General features: G+C 70.8%; 13 protein-coding genes and 1 pseudogene. 5 read left to right on the top strand and 9 right to left on the bottom strand.

What is annotated here, in order from left to right:
* Positions 1-5 precede the first annotated feature (5 nt).
* The 3 genes and pseudogenes from ACFYO5_RS08880 to ACFYO5_RS08870 all read right to left on the bottom strand — a co-directional run bounded on the left by ACFYO5_RS08880 (position 6) and on the right by ACFYO5_RS08870 (position 2,931).
* Positions 6-1,583, bottom strand: coding sequence for a phytoene desaturase family protein (locus ACFYO5_RS08880; RefSeq protein WP_388707159.1), 1,578 nt, complete (start codon positions 1,581-1,583; stop codon positions 6-8).
* Positions 1,584-2,108: 525 nt separating this feature from the next.
* Positions 2,109-2,468, bottom strand: a pseudogene (locus ACFYO5_RS08875) (SDR family NAD(P)-dependent oxidoreductase); the annotation flags it as partial.
* A 94-nt stretch (positions 2,469-2,562) separates the two neighbouring features.
* Complete coding sequence (locus ACFYO5_RS08870; RefSeq protein ID WP_388707156.1) at positions 2,563-2,931, bottom strand: DUF805 domain-containing protein; 369 nt, start codon at positions 2,929-2,931, stop codon at positions 2,563-2,565.
* Between the two features lie 233 nt (positions 2,932-3,164).
* Between ACFYO5_RS08870 and ACFYO5_RS08865 the strand changes: the two genes are divergently transcribed.
* Positions 3,165-3,860 carry a TetR/AcrR family transcriptional regulator gene (locus tag ACFYO5_RS08865; RefSeq protein ID WP_388705905.1) on the top strand — a complete coding sequence of 232 codons (696 nt, stop codon included), beginning with the start codon at positions 3,165-3,167 and terminating at the stop codon, positions 3,858-3,860.
* Positions 3,861-4,098: 238 nt separating this feature from the next.
* Here ACFYO5_RS08865 and ACFYO5_RS08860 read toward each other — a convergent pair whose 3' ends face one another.
* The 6 genes from ACFYO5_RS08860 to ACFYO5_RS08835 form a co-directional block, all read right to left on the bottom strand.
* Positions 4,099-4,509, bottom strand: a complete 411-nt coding sequence (locus ACFYO5_RS08860) for a nuclear transport factor 2 family protein (protein WP_388705903.1) — start codon at positions 4,507-4,509, stop codon at positions 4,099-4,101.
* A gap of 2 nt (positions 4,510-4,511) precedes the next feature.
* Complete coding sequence (locus ACFYO5_RS08855) at positions 4,512-5,318, bottom strand: MBL fold metallo-hydrolase (protein WP_388705900.1); 807 nt, start codon at positions 5,316-5,318, stop codon at positions 4,512-4,514.
* Positions 5,319-5,367: 49 nt separating this feature from the next.
* The gene (locus ACFYO5_RS08850) at positions 5,368-6,066 is read right to left on the bottom strand and encodes a DsbA family protein (RefSeq protein WP_388705898.1); all 699 of its coding nucleotides are present in this window, start codon (positions 6,064-6,066) and stop codon (positions 5,368-5,370) included.
* A gap of 152 nt (positions 6,067-6,218) precedes the next feature.
* On the bottom strand, positions 6,219-6,713 hold the full coding sequence (locus ACFYO5_RS08845; RefSeq protein WP_356564658.1) for a MarR family transcriptional regulator: 495 nt from the start codon (positions 6,711-6,713) through the stop codon (positions 6,219-6,221).
* Positions 6,714-6,942: 229 nt separating this feature from the next.
* Entirely contained in the window at positions 6,943-8,997 is a 2,055-nt protein-coding gene (locus tag ACFYO5_RS08840) for an RICIN domain-containing protein (RefSeq protein WP_388705894.1), read from the bottom strand.
* A 257-nt stretch (positions 8,998-9,254) separates the two neighbouring features.
* The gene (locus ACFYO5_RS08835; RefSeq protein WP_388705892.1) at positions 9,255-10,292 is read right to left on the bottom strand and encodes a LacI family DNA-binding transcriptional regulator; all 1,038 of its coding nucleotides are present in this window, start codon (positions 10,290-10,292) and stop codon (positions 9,255-9,257) included.
* A 526-nt stretch (positions 10,293-10,818) separates the two neighbouring features.
* Between ACFYO5_RS08835 and ACFYO5_RS08830 the strand changes: the two genes are divergently transcribed.
* Genes ACFYO5_RS08830 through ACFYO5_RS08815 form a run of 4 tightly spaced genes read left to right on the top strand, consistent with a single transcriptional unit; the run spans position 10,819 to position 16,092 of the window.
* A complete protein-coding gene (locus ACFYO5_RS08830; protein ID WP_388705889.1) occupies positions 10,819-12,129 on the top strand; it encodes an ABC transporter substrate-binding protein in 1,311 nt (436 codons plus the stop codon).
* A 38-nt stretch (positions 12,130-12,167) separates the two neighbouring features.
* The gene (locus tag ACFYO5_RS08825) at positions 12,168-13,148 is read left to right on the top strand and encodes a carbohydrate ABC transporter permease (protein ID WP_388705886.1); all 981 of its coding nucleotides are present in this window, start codon (positions 12,168-12,170) and stop codon (positions 13,146-13,148) included.
* Complete coding sequence (locus ACFYO5_RS08820; protein WP_388705883.1) at positions 13,145-14,029, top strand: carbohydrate ABC transporter permease; 885 nt, start codon at positions 13,145-13,147, stop codon at positions 14,027-14,029. Before ACFYO5_RS08825 ends, ACFYO5_RS08820 begins: the two co-directional genes overlap by 4 nt.
* A gap of 47 nt (positions 14,030-14,076) precedes the next feature.
* Positions 14,077-16,092 carry a beta-galactosidase gene (locus ACFYO5_RS08815; RefSeq protein WP_388705880.1) on the top strand — a complete coding sequence of 672 codons (2,016 nt, stop codon included), beginning with the start codon at positions 14,077-14,079 and terminating at the stop codon, positions 16,090-16,092.
* The last annotated feature ends 47 nt before the right edge of the window (positions 16,093-16,139 follow it).

Raw genomic sequence — 16,139 nt, 5'->3', positions numbered from 1 at the left:
GGCCCTCATCCAGCGGGTTCCTCCAGCACCGCCATCGCCGCGTTGTGCCCCGGCACCCCGCTGACCCCGCCCCCGCGCACCGCGCCGGCACCGCACAGCAGCACGTTGGCGTACCCGGTCTCGACGCCCCAGCGGCCGACTCCGTCCCGCGCGTAGGGCCAGGCCAGGTCCCGGTGGAAGATGTTGCCGCCGGGCAGGCCGAGGTCGCGGTCCAGGTCCAGCGGGGTCTTCGCCTCGATGCAGGGGCGGCCGTCGGCGTCGGTGGCCAGGCAGTCGGCGAGCGGCTCGGCGAGGTGCGCGTCCAGTTGGGCGAGAGTGGCCCTGAGCAGGTCCTCGCGTACGGCGTCGTTGTCCCGTTCGAAGAGCCGGGCCGGGGTGTGCAGGCCGAACAGGGTGAGTGTCTGGTAGCCCCGCTCGACCAGGTCCGGGCCGAGGATCGTCGGGTCGGTCAGCGAGTGGCAGTAGATCTCCGACGGCGGGGCGGTGGGCAGGTCTCCGGCCGCGGCCTGAGCGTGGGCGGTGGCCAGCTGGGCATAGCCCTCGGCGATGTGGAAGGTGCCGGCGAAGGCCTCGCGCGGGTCGACGCGGGTGTCGCGCAGCCGGGGCAGCCGTCGGAGCAGCATGTTCACCTTGAGCTGGGCGCCCTCGGCGGGGTCCGGCGGGGCGTCGCCGGTGAGGGCGGCGAGCTGTCGCGGGGAGGCGTTGACGAGGACGTGCCGGGCGGCGGCCACGCCTTCGCCGTCGACGGTGCGGTAGGCGACCTCGGCTCTGCGGCCGTCGGTGTCGATGCGCACGGCCTCGTGCCCGGTGGCGAGGACGGCGCCCGCGCTGCGGGCGGCGTCGGCCAGCGCGTCGGTGAGCGCCCCCATCCCGCCGACGGGCACGTCCCAGGCTCCGGTGCCGCCGCCGATCACGTGGTAGAGGAAGCAGCGGTTCTGCTTGAGGGAGGCGTCGTGGGCGTCGGCGAACGTGCCGATCAGCGCGTCCGTGAGGACGACGCCCCGCACCAGGTCGTCCGCGAAGTACTCCTCGACGGCGACGCCCACCGGTTCCTCGAAGAGCATCCGCCAGGCATCCTCGTCGTCGACCCGGCGGCGCAGCTCCTCGCGGCCGGGCAGCGGTTCGGTGAGCGTCGGGAAGACCCGCTCGGCCAGCCGCCCGGTCATGCCGTAGAAGCGTCGCCAGGCCGCGTACTCCCGCTCCCCGCCGGTCAGCCGCGCGAACGCCTTCCGGGTGCGGGCCTCGCCCCCGCCCACGAGCAGCCCGGTCGCCCGCCCGTCGCGCTCCACCGGCGTGTACGACGAGATGGTGCGCCTCCGGACGCGGAAGTCCAGCGCCAGATCCCGCACGATCTTCGACGGCAGCAGGCTGACCAGGTACGAGTAGCGGGACAGCCGGGCGTCCACACCGGCGAACGGCCGGGTGGAGACGGCGGCGCCCCCGGTGTGGCCCAGCCGCTCCAGCACCAGCACGGACCGCCCCGCCCGCGCCAGATAGCCGGCCGCCACCAGCCCGTTGTGACCACCACCGACGATGACGACGTCGTAGGCGCGACGTCCGGCGTCTCCCGCGTGTACAGGCATGGGTTCTTCGTAACACGGGAGGATCGAGGCGGGCCAGGGTGCGGTTGGCAGGTCCCCTCGCGGGCGCATGCTCCCCGGCCGCCCGGCCGGACGGGACCGGGCCGGTCCAGCGCTTCGCGAGGGGTTGGAGGATGCGCCTCCTCGGCGGGCGGACGCCGGGGCGGGCCGGGGTGCGGAGGGGGTTGTCCGGCGGGTGCGGGTCAGCCCCTGAAGATCCGCTCGGCCCGGTCGCGGTGGGTGGTGTGCAGCTCCCAGTGGAGGGGGGAGATCTCGTCGGCCGTGGCCCGTGGCTGTCCGTAGAAGGTGGGCGTGCCGATCGTCGCGTCGATGCCGATGTGTGCGGCCTGGATGCCGGTGCCGACCAGATCCTCGTGCAGGTCGATGACCCACTCGCGCAGGGCCGCGGCGGCGGCGCAGAGGTCGGCGGTCGGCGGTCGGCGGTCGGGAGTCGATGGAGCGGGCGCCGGTGGTGAACAGCAGAGTGCCGGTGCCCGCCTCGCGCATCGCCGGCAGGACCGCCTCGGTGGCGGCGACGGCCTCCTGGAGCTGGCACTCGACCTCGTGCCGCACCTGTGGCGCTCCGGTCCCGGCCGGGGTGGTCGTCACGGTGGCGTCGAGCGCCTCGACCAGGGAGTACTCCAGGACGTTGACGGGGCCGAACCTGGCGGCGGCGTCCTTGAGTGCCTGAGAGAGTTCCCCACGGTCGAGTACGTCCGCAGGGAAGGCGGCGGCCGTGACGCCCTCGGCGGTGAGCCTGCCGACGAGAGCGTCGAGCTTCTGACGATCACGGGAGATCAGGGCGACCTCGAAGCCCCGAGAGCCGAAGGTGCGGGCGATGGCCGGACTCAGTGGGGAGCCGGCTCCGACTATGGCGATGCTGGTCATGACAGGTCCTTCCAGTGACCGTTGAGGCTGAGCCGTGGTGCCGGCGCTCGGTGACGTGGGTCGGGCACGGCGCCCGACGCCCGGTGGGACCGGCTCAACCGGCGGGGTGCGGGACGGCTTCGGGGAAGGGGCCGTACCGGTTGGCGCCCGGGGTGCTGTCCGCCGTCATGCCCACGAGATAGACGATCGGGCCGACGACCGGGATCAGGGCGATGAGCATCCTCCGGCCGGACCTGCCGGTGTCGTGCAACCGGCGGACCGAGACGGTCAGCATGGGCACGACGAACGGGAGCAGGAGGACGTTCACCAGCGGGACATCGATCGCGAGGCTGGTACCGGCGATCACCAGGGTGGCGATCACGTACAGCACCGAGAACCACCAGTACTCCGCGCGCCGGGCGCGACCGGAGAACGTGGCGTACTTGGCAGTGAGGCACGTGCGTACCGCGTCGGTGAACGACATGCTGGTCACAGGGGATCCTTTCGCAGAGGCGTCATGCGGAGCGGACGGGAGCGGCGGGGATGCGGCGGCGCCGAGGGCCGGCGCCACCACCCCCACGGCACGGACCGCGGCATGAGGGAAAAGTGGATAGGTCTATCCACTTCACGGACGCAATTCGGATAGGGTGCTCCGATTCCGTGCGACCACCGTAGCACTGAAAGTGGATAGGGCACTCCGATTGTTAGACTGGCCGCATGACTACAGGCGTCCCGCACTCCGACGGTCCCGGCGCCCAGCCTCTGCGCAGTGACGCCGAGCGCAACCGGGAGCGCATCATCGCCGCCGCACGCACGGTGTTCGCGCGGGACGGCCTGAACGCCTCCATGGCCTCCGTGGCCCGCGAGGCGGGTGTGGGAATCGCCACCATGTTCCGCCGCTTCCCCACGAAGGAAGAACTGGTCGACGCCGTCTTCTCCGACCGCATGGGGGCTTACGCCGACGCGGTCGCCGTCGCCCTGGACGACTCCGACCCCTGGAAGGGCTTCGTCGGCTACATCGAGACCGCCTGCGCCATGCAGGCCGCCGACAGCGGCTTCGCCGACGTCCTGACCATGGCCTTCCCCACCGCCAAGGTCCTGGAACAACGCCGCAACCAGGCGTACGAGGGCATGCTCCGCCTCATCGACCGCGCCAAGGCCACCGGCCGTCTGCGCGAGGATTTCGACCCCTCGGACCTGGTACTGATCCACATGGCCAACGCGGGTGTCGTCAACGCCACCGGCGAGGCCGCCCCCGACGCGTGGCGACGCGTCGTCGCCCTGCTCGTACAGTCCCTCGAGACCCCGGCACGCGGCCCCCTGCCCGCCCCACCCGGACACGAACCGCTCTACAAGGCCATGCTCCGCGCCGGCCGGGACACCTCCACGCCGACACCGGGAAGGACCGACTGAGCCTCGGGATCCCTGCCGGGACGCGGCAGGACGGCACAGCGGACGACCCGTGCCGGGCGCTCGGGTCTCCGCGGTCCGGCGCGGAGGCCGTCCGGCGCGGGCACGCTCAGGGCCGCGAGCTGGATGCGCGGCGGTGCCGGCGAGGGCGGCGAGCGCCTGCTCGCAGAAGGCGATCACCGGCGCCGCGTCGTCGCCAGTCGGTATGCGGATCTTCCGACTGGCGGCGGCACACCCTCTGTCAGTCGGTCATGGCCTCGCGCACCAGCGCCGTGTCGACGAACTGTTCGAAGCGCACGATGAGTCCGCCGCGGACGACGAAGTGGTGGGCGACGCGGACGTCGACGGGCTTGCCGGTGGCTTTGTTGGCCGCGGTGTAGCGGGCGAGGACGACGACGTTCTCGCCGTCGACCACGTAGGTGTCGTCGTGGGCGGTCCAGCCCTCCCAGTCCCGGCCGAGCTTCTCCATCACGTTCGACGTGACGCCGTCTGGGGTGCGGTAGGTGCCGGCGAGGGGGAAGCCGGCCATCTCGGTCCACTCCACGTCGGGTGCGAGCGTGGCGCGCAGGGCCTCCAGGTCGCCCGCGGAGGAGGCCAGGTACTGCCGGCGGACGACGTCGGCGGGGGCCGTGGAAGTGGCGAAGTCGCCCATGGTCAGCCCCACTTCATCTCGCCCTTGGCGACCTTGGCACCGATCTGCGCCGCGATCAGCATGCCGTTGTCCGGGTGGCGCCGGACGAGCGCCTCGGTCAGCGCGGCGCCGTCGGCCGCCTTGCCGAGTTCCTCCTCGAAGGCGACGAGGTAGTCGCGGGTGGCCCTGATGGCGGAGGCGTCGGCGGCCGTCCCGGGCAGGCGGTGGCCGGGGACGACGAGCCGCGGGTCGAGGGCCGCCATCTCGTCCAGCAGCTTGATCCAGGCGGCGCGGGACTCGGGGGTCGCGGTGTCGGCCACCCAGACGTGCTCCTGCTGGAAGAGCAGGACACCGCCGAGCACGGCGTGGGACTCGGCCTGCCAGAGGTAGTGCCGGTCGGGCAGCTCCTCGGAGCCGCCCTTCAGTTCGAAGCGGTGCCCCTCCAGGGTGAGGTCACCGGTCAGCGGCTCCAGATCGACGAGGCGGGTGGGCAGGTTCGGGCCGAGCGCCGCCCAGGCCTTCAGCTTGCTCTCGTAGGAATGCCGGATGTGCTCGACGACGATCGGGGTGGCGACGAACCTCGCCTCGGGGAACGCGTCCGCGAGGACCTCGGCGCCGAAGTAGAAGTCCGGGTCGCCGTGGGAGACGAAGACGGTGGTGAGCTGCCTGCCGGAGTCGAGGATCTCGGCTGCCAGGCGGTGGCCGTCGGCGCGGGTGAAGCCGGCGTCGACCAGCAGCGCCTCGCTCTCGCCGGTGACGAGGGTGGCGGTCTTGTTCTTGCTTCCGGCCGGGAAGTCCAGGTCGAGGACCTTGAAGTCGAGGGTGTTCATGCTCGGGGCTCCTTGTCGCGGGGGGGGGTGGGGGTCGGGACGGGGGGGTTCAGTGGGCGACGAGGCGTTCGTCGACCTCGCGGGCGGTGGCGTGACCGTGCGGGAGCGGGTGGCCGTGCGGGAGCAAGTGGCCGTAGGCGAACGGGGGGCCGTGCGCGAGCCCATGGCCGTAGGCGAACGGATGGCCGTGCGCGAGCGGGGTGACGGAGTCGCCGTCGACAGCCGGCGGAGTGGGGAATCCGGTGACCCCGAACCGGGCCGCGCGGCGGAGACCGGCGCGGGCGGCGGTCCGCGCCCCCGGCGCTTCGAGGGCGGCGACGACGGCATCCGCATTGAGCCCGGCCGCCCGGGCGAGCGTCCGGTAGGTGAGCGCCTCCGACAGGCTCGGTCCGTCGACGGAGAAGGCGTGCCGCACGGCCGTGGCCGGCTCCGCCGCGCGGTCGGGGGCCACCTGTCGCACGGGTGCGACGCCACGGGCGGCGGCCCCGGAGTCCAGGGCGAACGAACCGTCGGCGACCGAATCCCCGTACAGCTGGCCGAACGTGGCGCCGGTCGGCTCGGCGATCCCGGCGTCGGCGCCCTGGACGTGGCCGAGCGCCCGGATCGGCACCCTCCCCGGCCCGGTGGAGAGACCGCCGGAGACGATCCCGATCGGCAGGTCGGGGTGGCGCGAGGTGATCTCGCGCAGGGTCGCGGTGCCTCCTCGCGGCCGGCCGCGACGGGCGTCGAAGACGTGGACGTGCTTCATCGATGACCTCGGCAGAGAGAGCGCCCGCGGACCGCGAGCGATTCACCTGACGAAACAGTAGCTGACTCGTCAGGTAATTCCGCGCTCATGTGGCCTGAGACACATGAGCGTGGCCGATGCCCATGAGACCCGCCTCGCCCCCACTCCGCAAGTCAGGGAAGCCGCGGCAGCATGTCCCGGGCTGTGTGGCTGAGGATGCGCAGATTCTCCGCGAACCGCTCGCGGTCCGCCGCGGGGAGGGGCTCCACGAAGTTCCGCTTGATGTTCTCCAGGTGGACCCGCGCGGCGCGTACGGCCGTCTCCTCCCCCAGCGGGGTCAGCCGCACCAGCTTCCCGCGCCGGTCGTCGGGTGATTCCGCGCGCGTCACGAGACCGGCCGTCTCCATGCGGTCCACCAGCCGGGTGGCGCCGCCGGTGGTCAGGACCTGCTCCTGGGCGATGGCCCGCATGGACAACCCGGGCTCGCCCGCCCGCCCGAGGATCAGCAGCACCTCGAAGACCAGATGGCTGATGCCGCACTCCACCTCGAGGGCCCGGCCGAGGAGGTACTCCAGCCGGTTCGCCGCCCCCTGGAGTCGCCCGAAGGCGAGAATGAGCGCATGGTCGGCGGCCTCCTTCGCCGTCCTGATCTCCGGCTCCTCACCCACGGCCGCGCCGCCCCTCTCGTCGTCCCGGCACCACCGTACCGATCAGGTACGTGTCCTCTCACCCCTTGACGGCTCCGGAGAGCCCGCCCTCGGTGAAGCGGTCGCACAGGAAGGGGACGGCCCCCTCGCCGCTCAGGGGAGCGGGCGCGCTCCCGGACACGGCCAGGGCCTCCTGACGCCCGGTTCGCCTCGCGATCCCGAGCCGACAGGAGGCCCCTCATCGAGCCGTTCAGTTGATACGGACGATCTTCCAGAACTGGTCGTCGATGTTCAGATCGTTCCACTGCACGACTGCCGCGCCGTTGCTGGTGGAGGACTGGGCGACGGCGGCGTTCAAGCCGCTGCCCACGTTCTTGAGTTTCTGGAAGCCGTTGCCCGCGTCGGTGAGGGTCCACTTCTGTGAGTTCGTGGTGGACGGGGTGTTCTGGACGACGGCGGCTCCGGCGGTGGTGGAGCCGCTTCGGATGTCCAGGTTCAGGTTGCTGTTGACGTTCCTGATGGTCCAGGCTCCGCCGCCGGCGGACTGGAAGGTGAACAGCTGGCAGGAACAGGCCGAGTTCTGCCACTGATCGGTGGCCGTACCGCCGGCGGTGGAGCCCTGCGGGATGTCCAGGTACTTCCCGCTGTTCTTGTTGACGAGGACGTACTGCCCGGTGCCCAGCGGGGGCAGAGCGGTCTGGGTGACGTTCCAGCGCTGGCAGGCGCAGCTGGTGCCGCTCCACTGGCCGGCGACGGCGCCGGGGGTGGTGGAGGCGTTCGGGATCTCGAGGTGCTTGCCGGTGACCCGGTTGGTGAGGTCATAGCCGCCGGCCGGGCTCGGAGCGACGGCCCACTCGTGGTCCAGGGTGCCGTTGTCGTCCCACTGGAGGACCTTGGCTCCGTCGGCGGTGGACTGGTTCTCCACGCCGAGGACCTTGCCGCTGGCGACGTTGAGGATCTTGAAGTAGCCGGAGTTCTGCTGCACGAAGCGCCACCGCTGGTCGGTGGCGTTGTCGGCGTTCTGCTGGGTGGCGTGGGTGCCGTTGGCGGTGGAGCCGCCCGCGATGCTCAGCATGAGCTTGCTGCCCGCGTTCGACACGGTGTAGGTGGCACCGTCCGAGATCCCGCCGCCGAGATCGATGGTGCCGTAGGTGACCGGGTTGGAGAGGTTGCTGCCTCCGTTGCCGCCACTGAGCACGAGCAGGCTGTGGCCGTCGGGCAGGGGCAGCATGCCGCGGCTGTAGCCGCCGGCGACCTGGGAACCGATACGCGTCCAGGTGTTCGCGGCGCCGTTCTGGGTGTTGAGGAACAGGTCGCCGGTGCTGTAGGCGCCGACGACGAGCGTGCCGTTCGGCCCGCCGGTGGGCAGCCACGTGATGTACGGGGTGCTGGCGGGGACCACACCGTCCGTCGACCGCAGGGGGATGCCCGTGACGGAGTCGAAGGCCTCCGGGTCGGCGGAGATCTTGTAGTAGACGGCGAAGTTGCCCGAGGGGGAGCCGCCGTACTCGTAGGTCATGACGTAGGTGCCGTTGGGCAGCTTCGCGACGGTGGGCATGCCCGGGCGCTGGCTGTAGGTGGGCATCGCCACGTCGTCCACGACCGGACCCCAGCTGCGGAGGTCCGTGGTGACCTGGTGCACGATCTTCTGGCCGTGGTCGGGGTCGCGCTGGTCGGAGTAGTAGACGATCAGCTTGCCGTTGGCGTGGAGGAAGAGCGGTTCCCACACGGGGGTGTTGCCGTTCGTGTCGTACGCCGGGCCTCCGGTGGCGATGTTGCTGACGAAGGTCCAGGTCTGTCCGCGGTCGGTGCTGGCGTAGACGTCGATCTTGATGGCCGAGCGGTCGGAGGGGACCGAGGCGCCGGCGGCCAGGATGGTGCCGGCCGGGAAGCCGCCCACCGCCGTGGGCAGTTCGAACAGCTCGGGCTCCCAGCGCATGCCCCAGCCGTTCTGGGTGTCGGCGACCTCGGAGATCTTCGACCAGGAGTTGCCGTTGTCCGTGCTGCGGTAGATGGGGAGGACCGGCGTGCCGGAGGTGTACTGCTCGAAGGTCGCGAGGAGGGTGCCGTTGGCGGAGCCGTTGTGCTGCATCCGCACCGCCCGCGGGTAGAGCGACCCGGGTGAGGGCGCGCCCGAGGGCGGGGTGTACATCGTCTGCGAGGGACGGGCCAGGGCGTCCGCCCGGCCGGCGGGCATGACCATGGTCATCACCGAGACGAGCAGGATGAAGGCCAGGGAGAAGGAGGAGACGGGTCGGGAACGCGGAGCGGCGCCGGGTCTGGCGCCTGTCTGCGCAGGGGACATTGCGGCTCCCAGGGAAGGTGTGTTTCGGTGTCCGCCGGCTCGGAACGGCTCGGAGTGACGCGGCGGAGGTCGTTGGGCGCGTGGCCCGGGCAACAGCCGGGCGACGCTGCCGAGCGCTGCTCGCGCGCGGGGGTGCGGCGCGGCAAGCGCGGAAATCTCGGAGGTGGAGCGCCCCGGCGGGTGGGTGCGCCGGAGCAGTGGCACGGGGCGGGGCGGGTGGGTGCGCCGGAGCAGTGGTACAGGGCGGGGCGGGTGGGTCAGAGGGCGGACGGAGGCGCGGTGGAACCGCGGACGATCAGTTCGACGGGTGGGTCGTTCGCCGGCGGCAGTTCGGTGTCGGGCCGCTCCATGGCGTGGAGGAGGAGCCGGATTCCCTCGCTCGACGCCGCCTCGAAGGGCTGACGGACGGTGGTCAGGGGCGGGGAGACGTAGGCGAAGACGGGGTTGCCGTCGAAACCGACGACACTGACGTCTTCCGGCACACGGCGCCCGCTCTCCCGCAGGCCGTGGATGAGTCCGATGGCCATCTCGTCGCCCGCGGCGAACACCGCGGTCACCGAGCGGTCCGAGGCCAGCCCGAGGCCCGCGGCATGGCCGGAGGCCGCCGACCAGTCGCCGTTCAGCACGGGCGGTTCATGCGCGCCCCGGGCCGCCAGCGCCGCCCGCCATCCCTCGATGCGGTCCTTGGTGGCGTACCACCGGCGCGGACCGGCGAGGTGATGGACGGTCGTGTGGCCCAGGTCCAGCAGGTGTTCGGTGGCCGCGCGGGCCAGCTGATGGGCGCCCACGCCGACGGTCAGCGTCCGGGCGGCGGCGAAGGCGGGCGGCGCACCGATGAAGAGGACCGGCACGTCGACGCCGAGCGGGACTTCGCCCTCGACGATGGGTTCGGAGACGACGATGCCGTCCACGCCCTGCTCCAGGAGTGATTCCAGCGCGCCGGCGATGCTCCGCGGGTCGCCGTCCGGGGTGTTGACCACGCGCAGCGCGTAACCGGCGTCCCGTACGGCCTGTTCGATGCCCACCAGCAGGGAGGCGGTTCCGTATCCGGCGGTGCCCAGGGCAACCACGCCGATGGACCGGGTACGGCCGGAGGCCAGTGATCTGGCCGCGTGGTTCAGCCGGTAGCCCAGTTCCTCGGCGGCCGCCAGGACACGCCGACGGGACTCGTCGGACACGTACGGCTCGTTGTTGAGCACACGGGAGACCGTCTTGCGGGAGACTCCGGCCAGCCTGGCCACGTCCTCACTGCGCGGCGCGGAGGAGTGCGCACCGCGCTCCGGACCTGTCGTCATGGGTCTCCTCATGGCCGTGTGTTCTCCGTCGAACGAGGTCAGTTTCCTGACCGCGCGGTCTGACCGCGCGGTCAATGTCTACGCATCCGCCGAGCGGACGTCAAGAGTTCTCACACGGCCGCTCCTTCCGGCGCGATGGCCGCCGGGACCTGCCGCCTGACCGAGCGAGGCGCCGGAGGCTTCCGGGGAACGCCCGCCCGTCATGCGTTCCAGCAGCTCAGCGCCGTTTGTCAGGACCCGGACGGTTCGATGGCGAGTCGTCTCGGCGTCATCCGTCCGGCGCGCCGACCGGTCATCGAGGCGTGCGGCCGGTCCGGCCACCTCGTGGATTCCCGAGCGGAAAGTCTTGACAGCGACTCCACGCAACGTCCACGCTTCCTGGCGTCCGACGATCGCGCTTGTTCGATCATGTTGGATTCTGGCTCTCGACCGACCTTCAGGTGGTCCCTCGAGGACCCACTCTCCGCCACACCCCCGTCCGGCTGACGTGCCACACCTGGGCACCGCCAGCCCCGTAGGAGCCGAAATGCGCCTTTCCTCCCCCGGTCAGCCCCTGTCTGGAACCAGCCGCCGCACCGTGCTCCGCGGACTCGGCGGAGCCGCGGTGCTGGGTGCCGGCCTGCCTCTGCTGAGTGCCTGCGCCGGCAACTCCGCCTCGTCGGACACCAAGACCGTCACGGTCGGCTCCAACGCCTCCGACGCCGTCCCGAAGAAGGCGTACGGCGACGTCTACGCGGCCTTCACCAAGCAGTCGGGAATCGAGGTCGCCCTCAACACCAAGGACCACAACACCTTCCAGGAGCAGATCAATTCCTACCTCCAGGGAACGCCGGACGACGTGTTCCAGTGGTTCGCCGGTTACCGGATGCAGTTCTTCGCGGACAAGGGTCTGGCCACCCCGATCGACGACGTCTGGAAGACGATCGGCGGCAACTTCCCCCCGGCGATGCACGATCTGAGCAAGGGTCAGGACGGCAAGTACTACCTGGTGCCGCTGACGACGTCGCCGTGGGCGGTCTTCTACCGCAAGAGCGTCTTCCGGAAGTACGGCTACGAGGTCCCCACCACGTGGGACGCGTACGTCGCCCTGTGCAGGCGGATGAAGAAGGACGGCCTCGTCCCGATCGCGTACGGCGACAAGGACGCCTGGCCGGCGATGGGCTCCTTCGACCAGATCAACTTCCGCCTCAACGGCTACGACTTCCACGTCGAACTGATGGCGGGCAAGGCCTCCTGGACCGACGCGAAGGTCCGCAAGGTCTTCGACACCTGGGCCGAGACCCTCCCCTACCACCAGGAGGGCGCGGTCGGCCGTACCTGGCAGGACGCCGCCCAGACGCTGGTGGCGAAAAAGGCGGGCATGTACATGCTTGGCATGTTCGTGGCCCAGCAGTTCACCGACAAGGCGGACCTGGACGACCTCGACTTCTTCGCCTTCCCGGAGATCGACCCGGCGTACGGGCAGGACACCGTCGAGGCGCCGACCGACGGCATCATGCTCAGCAAGAAGCCCAGGAACCACGCCGGTTCCGTCAAGCTGCTCGAATTCCTCGGCACGCCGCAGGCCGAGGAGACCTACCTCAAGGCCGACCCGAGCCTCATCGCCGCCTCCTCGAAGGCCGACACCTCCGCCTACAGCGCCCTGCAGAAGAAGGCGTACGACATGATCGGCGGCGCGAAGCACCTCACGCAGTTCATGGACCGTGACAGCCGCCCGGACTTCACCTCGACGGTGATGCAGCCCGCGCTCCAGAAGTTCGTCCGCGACCCCAAGGGGATCGACGGCCTGCTCTCCTCGATCGAGCGCCAGAAGAAGACGATCTTCGCGTCCGGCTGAGACCGCCCCTCCCTCCGAAGCGGATGAACACCGACACCATGAGCGCCGAAACGACCACGACGATCCCGGAGGCGGCCGCCGTGCCGCCTCCGGGCCGTGCGCCTGAGAAGAAGCGGGTCCGGCAGGGCCACCACCGCCTGCTGACCCGCCGTGACCGCATCACGCTCGGCCTGATGGCCGGCGTGCCCACCGTCCTGCACGTGGCCCTGGTCTGGGTCACCGCGCTGGCCTCCATCGCCCTGGCCTTCACCAGCTGGGACGGCATCGGCTTCGACTCCATCACGTGGGTGGGGCTGGACAACTTCACGCAGTTGTTCTCCGACAACCCGCAGTTCTGGCCCGCCGTCCAGCACAACGTCATCTGGTTCGTCGTGCTCATCCTGATCCCGACGCCGTTCGGGCTGTTCCTGGCCGTGCAGCTGGACAAGAACATCAGGTTCAGCCGCGTCTACCAGACCGCGTTCTTCCTGCCGGTCGTGGTCTCGCTGGCCGTGACGGGCTTCGTCTGGCAGCTGGTCTACAACCCGGACACGGGCCTGATCAACAGCCTCATCGGGGCCAACGAGCCCGGCCACTACATCGACTGGATCGGCGACCCGGACCTCAACCTCTGGGCCGTCCTCGTCGCCGCCTGCTGGCGGCACACCGGCTACATGATGATCCTCTACCTGGCCGGGCTCAAGGGCGTCGACCCCTCCCTGCGCGAGGCCTCGGCGCTGGACGGCGCCAACGAGTGGCAGACGTTCAAGAACGTCATCTTCCCCACCCTGCGCCCCACCAACACCGTCGTCCTCGTCGTCACGATCATCGAGGCCCTGCGCGCCTTCGACCTGGTCTTCGTCTTCAACAAGGGCGCCGAGGGGACCGAACTGCTCTCGATCCTGATCACCAACAACATCATCGGCGAGTCCAGCCGCATCGGATACGGGTCCGCGATCGCCGTCGTCCTGCTGGTCATCTCCCTCGTCGTGATCATCCCGTACCTGATCTCGACCTTCCGGAAGGAGCGGCGAGCATGAGCGCGACCCTCGCGGCCAGGCAGCGCACCCCCGTCCGTCCCGCCCGCGTCCTGCTGCACACCTTCCTGGTCGTGACGGCCCTGGCCTGGCTGGCCCCCCTCCTGTGGGCCGCCTTCTCAGCGCTGAGGCCCTACTCCGAGACCAGCGAGAAGGGCTACGTGTCCTGGCCCGACAGGCTGAGCCTCGACAACTTCACCCAAGCGTTCCAGCAGTCCGACATGCTGCACTACTTCGGGAACACGCTGCTCATCGCGGTCCCGGCCGTGCTGGTCACCCTGCTGCTGTCCTCGATGGTCGCCTTCTACGTCAGCCGCTTCGACTTCCGGCTCAACATCGCGCTGCTGCTGGTCTTCACCGCGGGCAACCTGCTGCCGCAGCAGGTGATCATCACCCCGCTGTACCGGATGTACCTGCTCGTCGACCTGCCAGGAATCACCGCCTCGGGCAAGCTGTACGACTCGGCACTGGGCCTGGTCCTGATCCACGTGGCGTTCCAGTCCGGCTTCTGCGCCTTCGTGCTCGCCAACTACATGCGCTCGCTGCCGCACGAACTGACCGAGGCCGCCCTCGTCGACGGCGCCTCCGTCTGGCGCCTGTACTGGCAGATCGTGCTGCCGCTGTGCAAGCCCGCGATGGCCGCCCTGGCGACGCTGCTGTCCATCTGGATCTACAACGACTTCTTCTGGGCGCTCGTGCTGATCTCCACCGGCGACAACATGCCGATCACCTCGGCGCTGAACAACCTGTCCGGCCAGTACTTCACCGACCCCAACCTGGTCGCCGCCGGCGCCCTGCTCACCGCGATCCCCACCCTGATCGTGTACTTCGCGCTCCAGCGCCAGTTCGTCAGCGGCCTCACGCTCGGCGCCAACAAGGGCTGACCCACCCGCACTCGTCCCTCCCCTACACCCCTCCCGGAGCACCACCAGTGAGTACCGCACGCCGTCTCCGCATTCCTGGCATCGCCTACGGCGGTGACTACAACCCCGAGCAGTGGCCCGAGGAGGTCTGGGCCGAGGACATGCGCCTGATGCGCGAGGCCGGGGTGACCATGGTCAGCGTCGGCATCTTCTCCTGGGCCCTGCTCGAACCGGCCGAGGGCGTCCACGACTTCACCCGTATGGACAAGATCCTCGACCTGCTCCAGGAGAACGGCATCGCCGCCGACCTGGCGACACCGACGGCGGCCCCGCCGGCCTGGTTCTTCCACCGGCACCCGGAAGCGCTGCCGGTCGACCGGGACGGCCGCCGACTGTCGTACGGCAGCCGGCAGACGTTCTGCCCGAGCAGCCCCGCCTACCGCCGGGCCGCGCTGCGCATCGCCGGGGCGCTCGCCGAGCGCTACGCCGACCACCCGGCCGTCGCCATGTGGCACGTGCACAACGAGTACGGCTGCCACAACGACGCCTGCTACTGCGACACCAGTGCCGCCGCCTTCCGCACCTGGCTGCGCGCCCGCTACGACGACGACCTGGAAGCCCTCAACCACGCCTGGGGCACTGCCTTCTGGAGCCAGTGGTACCACTCGTGGGACCTGATCCTGCCGCCCCGCACCACATCGGCCCCCCCGAACCCCACCCACCAGCTCGACTGGCGCCGCTTCTGCTCCGACGAACTGCTCTCCTTGTGCACCGCCGAACGCGAGGTCCTGCGCCGGGCCGCTCCGGACACCCCCGCCACCACCAACTTCCTGGTCCTGCGCACCATCGACGCCCTCGATTACTGGCGCTGGGCGCCGGAGCTGGACATCCTCTCCAACGACCACTACCTGCTGTCCGACGACCCGGAGGCCGAGGTCGACATCGCCCTCCACGGCGACCTGATGCGCTCGCTCGCGGGCGGCCCGTGGTTCCTCATGGAGCACTCGACCGGCGCCGTCAACTGGCAGCCCGTCAACCGGGCCAAGCTGCCCGGGGAGATGCGCCGCAACGCGCTCGCGCACCTCGCCCACGGTGCCGACGGCATCGCCTTCTTCCAGTGGCGGGCGGCGAAGGCGGGCGCCGAGCAGTGGCACTCGGCGATGCTGCCGCACGCCGGCACCGACAGCCAGATCTGGCGGGACGTCGTCCAACTGGGCGCCGACCTGAGGTCGTTGGCCGAAGTGCGGGATTCCGCCAGTACGGCGCAGGTGGCGATCGTGTGGGACTGGAACGCCCGCTGGGCACTGGAACTGCCCTCCCAGCCCAGCGGCGAGCTGCGTTACCAGGACCTGGTGCGGGACTGGTACACCCCGCTGTGGCGGGCCGGGATCGCCGTCGACTTCGTACGCCCCGACGACCCCCGGCTCGACCGCTACCGGCTCGTCCTGGCACCCTCGCTGTACCTGGTCACGGAGGCGGCCTCGGCGAACCTCGCCCGGTTCGCCGAACGTGGGGGCACGCTGGCCGTCGGTTTCCACAGCGGCATGGTCGACGAGAACGCCCATGTGTACCTGGGCGGCTACCCCGGCGCGTTCCGCGATGTGCTCGGCGTGGTCACCGACGAGCTGTTCCCGCTGCTGCCGGGCGAGACGACCGGCCTGGCCGGCGACGTGGCGCCGGGCGCCACGGCCGATCTCTGGTCGGAACGCATCCGGCTCACCGGCGCGCGGGCCGTCGCCTCCCACGCCGACGGCCCACTGGCCGGCCACCCCGCCGTCACCCGTCACCGGCACGGCGACGGCACCGCCTGGTATCTGGGCACCCACCCCGACCGGGACACCCTCGCCGCCCTGCTCCACCGCATCCGTCAGGAGGCCGGTGTCACACCGGAGCATGACGTACCGGCCGGGATCGAGGTCGTCCGGCGCCGCGGCGCGCGGGCCGACTACCTGTTCCTCATCGACCACACCGGCAAGGGCGCCGAAGTCCGTGCCGAAGGCGTCGAACTCCTCACCGGCACACCGGTCACCGGAACCGTCACCGTCCCCCCGGGAGGAGTCGCCGTGGTCCGCGAGCCCCGCTGACCCGTCCGGCGACGCGAGCGGCCGCGGCACCACGCCAGGCGCGCGGC

Origin of the sequence: Streptomyces sp. NPDC006259 (assembly GCF_042870975.1) — a bacterium.
GTDB lineage: Bacteria > Actinomycetota > Actinomycetes > Streptomycetales > Streptomycetaceae > Streptomyces.
This window is presented reverse-complemented; position numbering and strand designations above follow the sequence as displayed.